Origin of the sequence: Coprococcus sp. AF19-8AC, assembly GCF_003603115.1 — a bacterium.
Taxonomy (GTDB): domain Bacteria; phylum Bacillota; class Clostridia; order Lachnospirales; family Lachnospiraceae; genus Coprococcus; species Coprococcus aceti.
Genome location: NZ_QTMI01000001.1, coordinates 536,176 through 547,971, shown reverse-complemented (window position 1 = coordinate 547,971; position 11,796 = coordinate 536,176). Strand labels below are relative to the sequence as shown.

General features: G+C 40.7%; 14 protein-coding genes and 1 pseudogene. All 15 read right to left on the bottom strand.

The genetic code is table 11. The annotated features are described in order from the left end of the window. Positions 1 to 28: 28 nt before the first annotated feature. On the bottom strand, positions 29 to 1,045 hold the full coding sequence (locus tag DWX57_RS02490) for a sensor histidine kinase (protein ID WP_120122976.1): 1,017 nt from the start codon (positions 1,043 to 1,045) through the stop codon (positions 29 to 31). Between the two features lie 58 nt (positions 1,046 to 1,103). Next, positions 1,104 to 1,766 (bottom strand): response regulator transcription factor, encoded by a 663-nt coding sequence (locus DWX57_RS02485; RefSeq protein ID WP_120122975.1) that lies wholly within the window; start codon positions 1,764 to 1,766, stop codon positions 1,104 to 1,106. A 17-nt stretch (positions 1,767 to 1,783) separates the two neighbouring features. Further along, on the bottom strand, positions 1,784 to 3,001 hold the full coding sequence (locus DWX57_RS02480; protein WP_118016597.1) for a 2-hydroxyacyl-CoA dehydratase: 1,218 nt from the start codon (positions 2,999 to 3,001) through the stop codon (positions 1,784 to 1,786). Positions 3,002 to 3,142: 141 nt separating this feature from the next. Beyond that, a complete protein-coding gene (locus DWX57_RS02475) occupies positions 3,143 to 4,054 on the bottom strand; it encodes a hypothetical protein (protein ID WP_118016598.1) in 912 nt (303 codons plus the stop codon). A gap of 184 nt (positions 4,055 to 4,238) precedes the next feature. Next, entirely contained in the window at positions 4,239 to 4,691 is a 453-nt protein-coding gene (locus tag DWX57_RS02470) for a GNAT family N-acetyltransferase (RefSeq protein ID WP_120122974.1), read from the bottom strand. A gap of 63 nt (positions 4,692 to 4,754) precedes the next feature. Further along, a complete protein-coding gene (locus DWX57_RS02465) occupies positions 4,755 to 5,150 on the bottom strand; it encodes a hypothetical protein (RefSeq protein WP_118016600.1) in 396 nt (131 codons plus the stop codon). Positions 5,151 to 5,154: 4 nt separating this feature from the next. Further along, positions 5,155 to 5,364 (bottom strand): hypothetical protein, encoded by a 210-nt coding sequence (locus DWX57_RS14305; protein ID WP_243106169.1) that lies wholly within the window; start codon positions 5,362 to 5,364, stop codon positions 5,155 to 5,157. Further along, positions 5,303 to 5,455 (bottom strand): annotated as a pseudogene (locus DWX57_RS14675) (hypothetical protein); the annotation flags it as partial. The pseudogene DWX57_RS14675 and the gene DWX57_RS14305, both read right to left, overlap by 62 nt. A 54-nt stretch (positions 5,456 to 5,509) precedes the next feature. Continuing rightward, entirely contained in the window at positions 5,510 to 5,767 is a 258-nt protein-coding gene (locus DWX57_RS14295) for a hypothetical protein (protein ID WP_243106149.1), read from the bottom strand. 298 nt (positions 5,768 to 6,065) lie between these two features. Next, a complete protein-coding gene (locus tag DWX57_RS02455; RefSeq protein ID WP_133300865.1) occupies positions 6,066 to 6,686 on the bottom strand; it encodes a DUF6796 family protein in 621 nt (206 codons plus the stop codon). Positions 6,687 to 6,990: 304 nt separating this feature from the next. Then, entirely contained in the window at positions 6,991 to 7,590 is a 600-nt protein-coding gene (locus tag DWX57_RS02450) for a TetR/AcrR family transcriptional regulator (protein ID WP_118016602.1), read from the bottom strand. Between the two features lie 23 nt (positions 7,591 to 7,613). Continuing rightward, positions 7,614 to 9,851 carry an ABC transporter permease gene (locus tag DWX57_RS02445; RefSeq protein ID WP_120122972.1) on the bottom strand — a complete coding sequence of 746 codons (2,238 nt, stop codon included), beginning with the start codon at positions 9,849 to 9,851 and terminating at the stop codon, positions 7,614 to 7,616. 1 nt (position 9,852) lies between these two features. Continuing rightward, on the bottom strand, positions 9,853 to 10,551 hold the full coding sequence (locus DWX57_RS02440) for an ABC transporter ATP-binding protein (protein WP_118016604.1): 699 nt from the start codon (positions 10,549 to 10,551) through the stop codon (positions 9,853 to 9,855). A gap of 419 nt (positions 10,552 to 10,970) precedes the next feature. Beyond that, complete coding sequence (locus tag DWX57_RS02435) at positions 10,971 to 11,618, bottom strand: DUF6796 family protein (protein WP_120122971.1); 648 nt, start codon at positions 11,616 to 11,618, stop codon at positions 10,971 to 10,973. After that, positions 11,611 to 11,796, bottom strand: coding sequence for an ATP-binding cassette domain-containing protein (locus DWX57_RS14670; protein ID WP_334295117.1), 186 nt, complete (start codon positions 11,794 to 11,796; stop codon positions 11,611 to 11,613). The genes DWX57_RS02435 and DWX57_RS14670 overlap by 8 nt, the downstream gene beginning before the upstream one ends.

Below are 11,796 nucleotides of genomic sequence, written 5' to 3'. Positions count from 1 at the left end.
CCCACTATCGAAAAACGCAATTTTTATATCATCCAATCTTGTATATATCATTATGTCCAAATACTATACTCACATCTGTGTATTCATCCACCTTTGACGCTATATTCAGCTTATGTCCCAGCTGCCTGCACAGATTGTCTATTATATAAAGGCCCATACCTGTGGATTTCGCATGTTTACGCCCATTTTCCCCGGTAAATGATTTCTTGCACACAAGTGGAATATCAGACTGTGGTATACCTATTCCATTATCCTTTATGTGCAGAGCCTTGCCGTCACCCACTGCTTCAGCCCAGATCTCTATAGTCTTTTCCTGTCCCCGGTCTATATACTTGATGCTGTTGCTCACGATCTGATTTACCATAAACTCAAGCCACTTTGAATCCGTCACAACACATTCATCCACATCATGAACATTCAGCGATATGTCACCATCAAGCAGCATATCCTTGTTCTTCAACGCCACTCTTCCGATGACGCTCTTAAGATTTGTCTCAGCAAATCTGTAATCCGCCGCAGCATGCTCCGCCCTCACATAGTAGAGTACCTGATCCGCATACGCATCGAGCCTTGCAACCTGTTCCTCGTATTTTCTCGGGATCACATCCCTGTTGTTGTGGCACATGAGCACCAGACTGGCTATCGGAAGCTTGATCTCGTGAACCCAGATCTCTATAAAGTCCTTGAAATCCTCCACGCTGTCCCTGTACTTTCTCACATTCTCAGTCATGGACTTGTTGATGTCGTACATAGCTGAATACACCAGCTTGCCCTCGTAGAAGTCAGGCTCGTCCAAAGTGTTAAGTATAAGATACTTCTGATCCAGTTCATCCAGATGTCCAATCAGACTATTGTAGAACTTATATTTTCTCAGATAATCGAAAGCGATAACCGAGACGACAAATATCACAGCCACGATAACGAACATAATCCTCATCTGTAACTGTGAGTGAAATGCCATCATGAGCAGATATGTGAATATCACAAATCCCGCATATCCCGCAATTATTCCAAGTTTATCCTTTATATACAAGCCAAATTTCATTTTACAAAATTACTCCAATCTTTTGTCGCTGTAAATGATATATAACCCCACTTACCCGTCATACAAGTCGGTATCCCTGCTTCTTCCTGGTCTCTATGGCATCATCATATCCAAGATCTGCCAGTTTTCCTCTGAGCCTGCTGATGTTCACCGTAAGTGCATTGTCATTTACAAACTCGTCATTGTCCCATAGGTCTGTCATGATCTCATCCCTCGACACTATCTTTTCCCTGTTGGCAAGCAGCAGCTGGAATATGATCATCTCATTCTTGGTGAGAACCATCTCCAGATCACCTTTGCTGATTGTCCCCTTGCTGAAGTTGACCTCCGCATCTCTGTATGATGCCGTATTCTGGCTGCCCTCCATGCGCTTGAGCACCGCCGCTATCCTAAGCAGAAGTATCGTTGGATTGTACGGCTTGGTGATATAGTCATCCGCACCATAGCTCATGGATATGACCTCATCCATCTCGGAAGTCCTGCTTGTAACCATGATGATCGGCACATCAGATTCCTTTCGTATCTCCTTCACAAGGTTTCTGCCGTTTATCCCCGGAATATTGATGTCCATGAGCACCAGATTCGGCGCAGCCTTAAGTATATCGTCTTTTGTGTGTTCAAAGCTTGTGAGACTCAGTGCCTCATAGCCTTCCCCCTCAAGTATCTGCACAAGCTCCTGACAGATGCTCTCGTCATCTTCAACAACAAATATCTTTTTCATCTTTATTTCTCCATTTTCTATTTTCCGATTTTAAGTGGCATGTCCACCAGCATCCTCGCCCTGTTGTAGACATTTAACTTTGAACCACTGGAATCCACATCACAGCTCACTATCATGCCCTGCGGCAGCTTCTTCTGAAGTGAAGGATAAAGTCCTCTTCCGCAGGTGTGATTCGGCATGCAGCCAAATGGCTGGACAGCCAGAACCTTCCGGCAGTCGTGGAGAATATGTCCTGTTATCTCTGCGCCGATGAGCCAGCCGTCACCGGTCTTATACCCCCAGCTCACATATCCTTCCGCCTCACGTTTCATCGTGAAAAAATCCTCCATTGTGTAGAAACCGTATTTTCTAAGCGCATCTATCATGGATTTCTGGATACTTCCAAAGAACTTAAGTCCTGCCTTATACAGCAGTGATTCAAATGTCATATCTTCTGTGAGGTGTGAATCCATATAATACATGGCATACCATGAAAGACCGTTAGTATGGCTCTCACATCCGTTCTCCTCAAGGAACTTTATCATATCCCAGTTTCCAAGATGACAATACTTTATATATAATTCTCCAACGATTCCCACACGCTGCTTTCTCTTGTCACTAAGCTTTATCTTTGCAAAGCTTTTAGCAATCCTCTCAAAGTTTCTTTTCATATGTCCTATCGTTAAGTGTCTGCCCTGCTTTAGATCCTCAGATAGTGTCCTGACCCATTTCTCCCACAGTCGCTGTGCCTGCCCACATTTCACCTCATTTGGCCTGGTCTGGTTGAGCAGCAGCATGAGAATGTCCCCATAGAAAAGACCAAACAGTGCCCGCCATACCATATACGGATGCAGCTTCATCTGACAGTCCTTCTCAAGCCCCTTGACATTTAACGAAAGTATCTTTGTCTGGTTAAATCCGGCATTTATCACGGCCTGTCTTAGCACATGAAGATAATTTGCTCCTCTGCAGGCATCCCCCGCCGTCGGCATGAGCAGCCTGACCCTACCTACATCGTATTTTCCGGACTGTAATGCATCTATCATCTGTCCTGCATTTAACACTATCGGATAACACATGTCATTGTTCACATACTTTAACCCCACATCTGTGATACCATCCTCATTTTCCAGTATGACCGGATGATAATCCTTTGAATAAAACGCATACTTGATAAGCGGAAAATGCGCATCCAGCATGGCGGGTATCAGCAATATATACTTTTCGTTCCATGAATCTTCGTTGATCTTATACATATAATTTCCTCTGCTCAGTATTGAACTCCTCAATATAGAGCAGTATAACACAAAGATTCCCGAAACAATCTTATTAATTCTTGAACTATAAAAAGCACCAATGCTTTGTGGGCATTGGTGCCTATCTTCTCTGTATTCTTTTTACACTACCTCATTATCTTTTACCAGCTCCATGCTTATATTCTCTTTCAAATTCTCTCCAAGCCTGAATACTGGCAGGTAATCAATTGCCATTTGAACCTGAAACTCATTTAATTCAATTTCTACATTATGAATCCGTCCGCTTTGAGGAAGGCACACATGTATGACAGCATAATGTCTATATTCTTCTGAAGAATATATGCCATCTTCATACTTTTTTAAACGAACTACTTTCCTTGATATTCCCTCCACCAGCCGATAATCTATAGCATACACCTTCTTTTCTGTATATGCATGTATATGTGTCGTTCCAAACGCGAGTCCATTCTTTTTATAAACAACGAATCTGGCATTAACATATGACTTTTCTAATGCATCATAGTCAATATCTCTCTTTAACCATTTTCTGACTGGTGCACCAATATACAAGGAAAAATTAAAATAAAACAGTATACCAAATAATAATATTCCTGTAATTCCGAGGAAAAGTTTCTGCATCATCAAACAGACCGATCCAAACATAAGAAACGCCATAAAAAGCATCCAGATAACATACTCTCTTCTTCGAAATCTTGATAATAGATCTTTTTTCATATCTGGATACATAGCTTTCTCAAATGGATATTTGTTTTTATATGTAATATAGTTATGTTGCCACTCAGCAGTTTTGAAATAATTCCCACTGATTATATCTTCATTTTTATCTACAGAACTTCTATCTGCACTTTTTTCTTTGTGATAAGCATATATAAAATATGCTATCATTGCCGGACATGCCGTACATGCACATATTTTTCCAGGCATGTCTCCTCGTACAAAAAAGAAGAAAAGTCCTATCGCAACAATAACCAATATATATATCATCAATGTTAATGGTGTCATTTCCGGAACTTTACGCTGATTATCTTTCATATCTATTGATCTCCCCTAATTCCTCATACATCTTTATTCTGTTCCTTAAAGCAGTGATTCATCGCCCATTCGAAATGCTACTCAAATCTTCGTGGTACAAAAACTTGTATTTGAAAGCTCTCTTGGATGTGCAAGTGTCAGGTACGTGTGATCTCCGTCTTATTATACATTATAAATCTATACGTCACAGCTTATATTGCATAAAGTTGCCATTATGAGTAAATCCATAAGCTGTATATAATTTCACTCCCATATCAGATGCCGTGATCTGAACCGTACCACAGCCATAATTCTTTGCCTCTTCGACAACTCTGTGCAGTAGTTCTTTTGCAATACCCTTACGCCTGTAAGCTGGATTTGTAAACATGCTGGACAGGAGTCCCATCTTTCCGCTTGGGCATCCAAAGTATGGCGGTTTTTCTACAAATGACATTCCACTTGTACCTATGATTTTCCCTTCATCTTCAGCAATCCATGATACAAATGTGCCATCCTTCATGTGACGCATATAATAATCACGAAGTGCCGGTCTTAGATCAATATCCTCCTTGGCGCCTTCTTCCCGCAGCTGATTTATTCTCATTTCGATGAATATATCCAGATCTTTTTCTTTCAATTTTCTATATTTTATCCCCATCCCATATCTCCTTTATAATTTTAATATTTGTCTTTAACCCTTTTTGAAATACATGTTTTTCATTTATTCCTTTTCATCCATAAATGTAATCAGGAAATCAGATTTGCAGATATCTCTCATTACAAGAATTATATCAATGCTACTTCCCAAATCACAATACAAAATACGACTATCTTTCCTGTAATACTTTGCATACTTATCTATAGCGCCAGCAATTTTAGCATCAACCATCTTTTGAGTCATCCCCCAGTTACCTTTTTCATACAGTTCCTGCCAGCAGTTCCGATATAACCCATAACAACAATAATCCCATTCACACATACAGGAATTACAATGCTGCTTTAGCAGACTGTACAGTTTCTTTCTGGAAAAACGCTTGAACTGATAGTCTACATCGAACGTCTTGCTATATTGATCTTTTGCGTAATTTAAAATCTTATATCTTTCCTGTCGTTTCATCAGCTCACCAGCCCCCTAATATCACATTTATATATAATGTCAGCAAATTCATAACCAGCTTGACCATTATACCTTTTTCTTCCGGATTTGACTCTGCGATCATGAGCGTGATTGCTACAAGCGCACCATCACTGATTCGTTTTTCCCCATCCTTATACAGATTTACAGCTCTGAGCACATCTGCCTCCTCGACATCCAATGTGCATGCCAGCATTTTTTGTCTGGATATCAACGGTTTTCTGCAGAGCCGCAAGACGCTTTTCATTGATTGCGTATCCCTGAAAAATATACTGTTTCAGAATCTTGTTAGCCCACTGTCTAAATTCTACTCCTCTTTTTGATTTGACTCTATATCTGACCTATATAATAACCTCTAAACTATAAAACTGAACTGGCTTATCGGAATTTGCAATGTGCATTTTTTGCACATTGCTTTCTCTTTTAAGTTCATTATCTTTAAAGACATTATTTACATGCCTGGTTATAACAGATCTGTCCACATTAAAAAGCTCCGTCATCTGAGCCTGCGTGAGCCACACTGTTTCATTTTCTTCAATAGGCACATTAAGTCTTATTTCTTTATCTTCCGTTTCAAATAATACAATCTCATTCTCCATTCATAACCATCTCATTTCAAAACCACACTCACTGTCACCCACATATTTTCACTATATACTATTTCTCATTATATCTTAACAAATCCATTTAAGCTATAACCTCATAATATAAAATGAACCCGCCAGCCCTGTAGTAGTTGCTGACGGATTCGTTCTTTTCTAATATTCTCATTTCCACACATCTTCAATCCCGGAAATGCAGGTGTTAGGTACATGCGAGCCTATCAGGCATAGACAGACGCCCCATAGTTCTTTGTCTGCCTCCTGCATTGTCAATTGCATTTGCCGAGCTATCAGTTCATATCAGGAACAATAAGCCTGCAAACATAACAACTCCTATAACATTTGCTTTTGCCGGCAGTTTCGTTGGCATAATGACAATTGCCAGTGGCAGCAGATTGAAAATACATGCCCAGGCTGGAAGTGATGTTGTTCCAGTCACAACTGCTATCAGAAAACTGACAGCAAATACCAGCATTCCCGCATATCCCAGATACATAGTATAGCATGTTGTCCTAAAGAAATCCCAAACGGCGTGCAGTGCTTCTTCTGTCAGATTTAATTTTACAAAGAACCATTCCACCAGACAGCAGAACAGATGATGCAGTGCCAGATTGATAAACATAACAAGAGTTGCAACAAACATTATCATATAATACGTTTCAGAAAACTGGCGCATCCAGTCACACAGAGCCAGATATCCGAAAATCTCAAGTGTCATGGCAACTACGCCGAGCGCCATGGCAAACGACAGATTTTTAAGCGGCATCCCCTTAAATGCAGTACTTGTTTTTTTATAATCCTTAAAACTGGCAAGATCCACTTTACCATTTGGTGCATATGTCAGTAAACAATCCGAGATTCCACAGAACACATGACCAACCAGTGCCATGATCATAAATATTTTCCATTGTAACATTGTTATTATCCCCCTTGTTATCTATTTTTTTATATCCCATAATTTTTCAATCAATCAATCATTCACTAGGATTTTCCTCTCTAAGATATGACTGCCCTGAATGTTAGTTTTTCCTAACCAGATTACCATATTTTTTTTCCAAAGTAAATAATTGCAGATAAATAACTGTTCATAAAAAAAACAGATGACTGAATTTTCAGCCACCTGTCAGATATTATCTACTTCTCAGATTAATATTGATTACCAAACATACGTTCGATTCACATTATCCTTTTTTCCTTTGGATAATGCTGTGCTAGCTTATTCACCTACTGTCAATTTTTCCGAAAATCTCATACAATATCAGATCTCTCATACGTTCCATCGTCTCTTCATAGACAGCCTGGTGAAGGATATCTCTTCCCTCCGCAGCAAGCACATATATCTTGATAAGATTTGCCACAAGTGGAATGTTCACATCTGGGCGGACGCCCTCCATAATCTGAAAAAAACGCTTTCCGATACCTGTCTCTTTATTAAGATCAGGTCTTGCCTGCTCCGGAAGCATCTCAAGTAGTCTCTGTTCATCCTCCGGTGTCAGACTTGGGAATACACTGTATCTGTCATCTATCATCATCTTCAGATACGTCCTCGCCTCAGCAGGTCCAGCCTTTTCTTTTCCATTAAGTGCAAGCTGCAAATATTCCGGAATCTTTCTCCGCCTGTATGCCATCACTTCATACACATACTGCTCCTTTGACTCAAAGAAATTGTAAAATGTACTTACACCGATTCCGGCAGCCTCAGTAATTTTGGCAACCGACATATGTGTCATCCCATATTCCTTCAGCAGATCAAATCCCGCATCCAGCATTTTTTCTCTGTACTCTGTCCGCTCTTCCTCTGTAAATACACGCTTTGCCATGTGGACCCCCTTAAGGTAAAATTCTACTCATTCCTATTATTTTCCTTCAAAGCCTCCACCATGTCAATCCTTGATATTTTTCTTTTCTGAAGAAACAGTGAAAGCTCATAAGTGATCCATGTAAGTACAAATCCAAGGACAATAGCTTTTATAGTCAGGACAGGAGCCAGGAGCATTCCATAATTTTCTATGGTGTCTGAATATCCAACCTTTACAAATGCATAAGCTGCCGGAATTCCTATCAGGGAACCTACGCATACAAGAATATGATTAACATTGAGCACTCTGTTTACTATCTCTTTTCTGCTAAATCCAAGAATCTTCATGACTGATATATTGGTCCCGGTCTCGGACACGATCATATTTATGACCAGATACAGAATAAATACTCCAAGCACTATTCCAAGTATCTCTATTCCTATAATGATAGCTTTCATCGGACCCATCAGGTTTTCCATTGTATCCGCAGATACTTTCATACTCGTCTCGCTGACCACCAGATTCTTGTCGAGCTCCAGCTTTTTATCACTTATGATACAGTTATAAGTTCCAGGATCAACACCTGCAAGTTTCGTTGCATTATCTCTGGATGTATACAGATAGCAATGGGTATTATCCGTCACCACGCCGCTTATCTTAACCCTGTGCTCCTTGAGGTCGGCAATATTGTAAAATGTCAACTCATCCCCGGCATTTACCCCATAAGTTTCAGCAGCCGCACTTGTGAGATAACATTTGTCCAGATCCAGTTTCTCGCCTGTATCCGTCTTATCTGGGAAATACTTAGATCTTTCATCTATCCCCTGTGCAGACAGCTGAACAGTATTTTCCTCAATTTCATAATAATTCTGGAACAGAGCCTCGCCTTTATCCGGAGATCCATTTCCAAGAGTTTTTAATCTGTAAAGATATTCATATTTAACCGAGCTTGTGAGCCCGTCATGCATAAGAATGTCGAGACTGTCTCTCATGATAAATCCGGCAAGAATACAAAAGGCTGCCACACATACACCGATGATCGTAACTACACTTCTGCCCGGGTGCCCTATGACACTTCTCACTCTCATCTTAAGCTGCGTTTTTGCATGACTGTTTCTCATTATACGGATTGCCCTGCTGTCCCTGCCTGTATTTCTGAGAAGGTCAACCGCAGACTTCCTGAGCAGCTTTGCAGCCTGCAGGACTATCGCCAGGCAATATGCAAAAGATGGCAGAATAAGCGCAGCCAGTATGGACGCTGTATCATACCGCACTGTATAATCAATCGTCTCAAAATCGTATGCTATATAGAAATATGTTATAGCCTTTGTGACCGGGATGGATGCTATCGTTCCAAGTACACTTCCCACAATTCCCGGAATCAGACCGAATCGCATATAATGTCCTATGATCTGCTTTCTGGAAAATCCGAGGGAAATGAATGTGCCAAGAAGATACTGTTCATTTCTGATATTTCTCCCTAGCACCATCACGATAAGTGCCAGTACTATTATGAACATAACTGGCGCATACATAGTAGCAATTTTTGATACCTCGTCACCCTCATTTACAGGCATTGATATTCTCGTATTCGTGGTTGCCGCCAGATAACTTGCTATGACATACTCGTCATTCAGCTTTTCCCTGACTTCCTTCTCATTATCCCTGTTGTATTTTATCGAATAATATCCAGTCTCATCAGCTGATATCTTCTCATAATCATCATGTGTCACAACCATGACCGCAAATTTTGATTTTTCAACGTACCCCGACTGCTTTTCAAGCATATATATGTAATCTGCCTTTGTCGCAAATGCTGATACCTTATATGAATAATCGCCAAGGCTTACCTCATCGCCAACTTTAATTCCATGGAGATCTGCAAAATTCTGGGTTATGAGAGCCTCACCATTTTCAGGCATGCTGCCGTCCCGGACATTGCACAGATTGAGTTTTTCCGGCATATCAAATACCCTAACCGTGAGTCCGTCCACGTCTCCGCCACTAAACTTCAGATCCTTATATCTGCTATATTCCATGACCACATCATAATCACTTTCAAGAGTCTTCATGTCGTCCTCAGATATAGGATTATAAGTGACAAATTCAGCATCCTCAGTCTTATACTTCTCCACAAAATCATTTATAACCTTCTTCATGTTGTGACCTGTCGATAACGGCGCAATAATAAGTATCGATATGAGCACAGTAAGAATGGTGCTTATTATATAGAAGGATATATTTTTCTTTACGCTGCGCACAGCTCTTTTGTTGATCGTCATATTACAGCTCCATCTCCTCTACACTTTGTTTATTTTCATTTCTTACATTTGCCACTGCCTTGCCGTCCTTGATCCTTATAACACGATCCGCCATGCTTGCAATATTCTCATTGTGCGTAATTATCACAATGGTGGTTCCGTATGTATCGTTCATAGCCTGAATTCTTCGCAGCACATCTCTTGATGACTTTGAATCCAGCGCACCCGTGAGCTCATCACACAGAAGAAGATCCGGTTTCTTCACCATCGCCCTTGCGATAGCCACCCTCTGCTGCTGTCCACCGGAAAGCTCCTTTGGAAAATGCTTTTCATATTTTACAAGTCCCAATTCCTCCATGAGTTCATCTACTGGTAATGGCTCTTTTACAAGCTCAGCCGTCATCTCGATATTCTCTCTGGCTGTAAGGTCAGGTGTGAGGTTATATGACTGGAATATAAATCCAAGTCTGTCTCTCCTGTAAAGCTCAAGTTCTTTGGCAGACATCTTTTCCAGATCCACCCCATCCACCATAAGTGCTCCTTCCGTGGCTTTATCAAGTCCACCAAGAATATTTAAAAGTGTACTCTTACCACTTCCACTCGGTCCCAGGATTACTACTATCTCTCCTTTTTCCATACTGAAATCCGTATGGTCCAGGGCATACACTGTCGCCTCACCCTTTCCATATTTCTTTACAAGATTCTTTCCTTCAATATACATTCTGCATCCTCCATACTCATACTTTATGCGAATATTTTTTATATTTCATTCGCATATATGTTAGTCAATGCTAACCAGAATGTCAATAGGATTTGCGAATATTTTTAATATTTTATTCTCATATAATCTTCACTACGTTAAAAATATCAGATTATGATAATACCTCTCTTCAAAATTCTCAGGTTATCGTGTCAATTTATCGTGTCAATCGCCAAGTCTTGTACAGCCACCGATTACAACTCGCACTTCGCAAAAAAAAACAGGCTTACGTCGAGTAAACCTGCTTTAACCTTGCCATATAATCTTTTTCTTCTATCTGGCGGAGCGTCTTGACACACGCAGTGCCCATGTCGCCATCATCTGCATATTTCAATTCAATTGCTATACCTATACGTGATTATAGTATAGCGGATTGACTTTCAAAAAACAACAGCATTGGCTGCAATAATAAGCAGTACCGAAAGCAGCACAAATCCAAATCCGAGTGCTCCGATGATTCTGACACCACACTTCTTGAGTGGCATGAGAACTACCAGTGAACCTATAGGATTCAGGACAACACACCACTTGGGAACAGGAAGTGCCCCGGTAAGGATTGCTGCTATCACTATAACCGCAATGCCGAACCAGAGCATTACGCCTGCCAGGTACATTGGCGGATTAAAAATCGGATCTATGACTTTGATAACCTCATTGCTTTCATCGTCAGGCATTTTCCTGCAGAGTTTCTGGTACAGGAGCGGTTTCAGACAGAACACAACATGACACATAAGACCTGTATAACACCCAATCAATGTTACTACCTTGAGAATACATGCAAGTGATGTATTCTCTTTTGAGATCAAATCAGCAAGGAGCCACATAACTATATATCCTCCAGGCTGTCCCAGAAACGAAAGCCAGAACGACACCCTAAATCTCTTTGAGGTCGCATCTGCCCACCACGGACATACACCAGCAAGCTTAATATTTTCACCTTGTTTCGGCATGACAAGCGGTACATCCGCAAAAGCAGCCAAAAATCCGCTTATTATTCCAAAGATTCCCCACGCTACATAACTATTCATAATTTTCCTCCTTACCTAAACTCAAGCCATACACAATTTGCCTTAGGCAAATGGCTGGCGCTACATGTTTAATAACCGCTCTAGCGATTGCAACTCTCTGCTGCTGACAGCCCGACAATTCATTTGGAAATCTGTCCTTATACTTTTCAATATCCACAGCCTTCATAACTTCATCCAG

Coding starts and splice junctions, on each gene's coding strand:
- DWX57_RS02475 (WP_118016598.1), bottom strand. CDS start 4,054: ATGAAAGATAATCAGCGTAAAGTTCCGGAAATGACACCATTAACATTG.
- DWX57_RS02485 (WP_120122975.1), bottom strand. CDS start 1,766: ATGAAAAAGATATTTGTTGTTGAAGATGACGAGAGCATCTGTCAGGAG.
- DWX57_RS14295 (WP_243106149.1), bottom strand. CDS start 5,767: ATGGAGAATGAGATTGTATTATTTGAAACGGAAGATAAAGAAATAAGA.
- DWX57_RS02465 (WP_118016600.1), bottom strand. CDS start 5,150: ATGAAACGACAGGAAAGATATAAGATTTTAAATTACGCAAAAGATCAA.
- DWX57_RS02470 (WP_120122974.1), bottom strand. CDS start 4,691: ATGGGGATAAAATATAGAAAATTGAAAGAAAAAGATCTGGATATATTC.
- DWX57_RS02445 (WP_120122972.1), bottom strand. CDS start 9,851: ATGACGATCAACAAAAGAGCTGTGCGCAGCGTAAAGAAAAATATATCC.
- DWX57_RS02490 (WP_120122976.1), bottom strand. CDS start 1,045: ATGAAATTTGGCTTGTATATAAAGGATAAACTTGGAATAATTGCGGGA.
- DWX57_RS02480 (WP_118016597.1), bottom strand. CDS start 3,001: ATGTATAAGATCAACGAAGATTCATGGAACGAAAAGTATATATTGCTG.
- DWX57_RS02440 (WP_118016604.1), bottom strand. CDS start 10,551: ATGTATATTGAAGGAAAGAATCTTGTAAAGAAATATGGAAAGGGTGAG.
- DWX57_RS02435 (WP_120122971.1), bottom strand. CDS start 11,618: ATGAATAGTTATGTAGCGTGGGGAATCTTTGGAATAATAAGCGGATTT.
- DWX57_RS14305 (WP_243106169.1), bottom strand. CDS start 5,364: ATGCTGGCATGCACATTGGATGTCGAGGAGGCAGATGTGCTCAGAGCT.
- DWX57_RS02450 (WP_118016602.1), bottom strand. CDS start 7,590: ATGGCAAAGCGTGTATTTACAGAGGAAGAGCGGACAGAGTACAGAGAA.
- DWX57_RS02455 (WP_133300865.1), bottom strand. CDS start 6,686: ATGTTACAATGGAAAATATTTATGATCATGGCACTGGTTGGTCATGTG.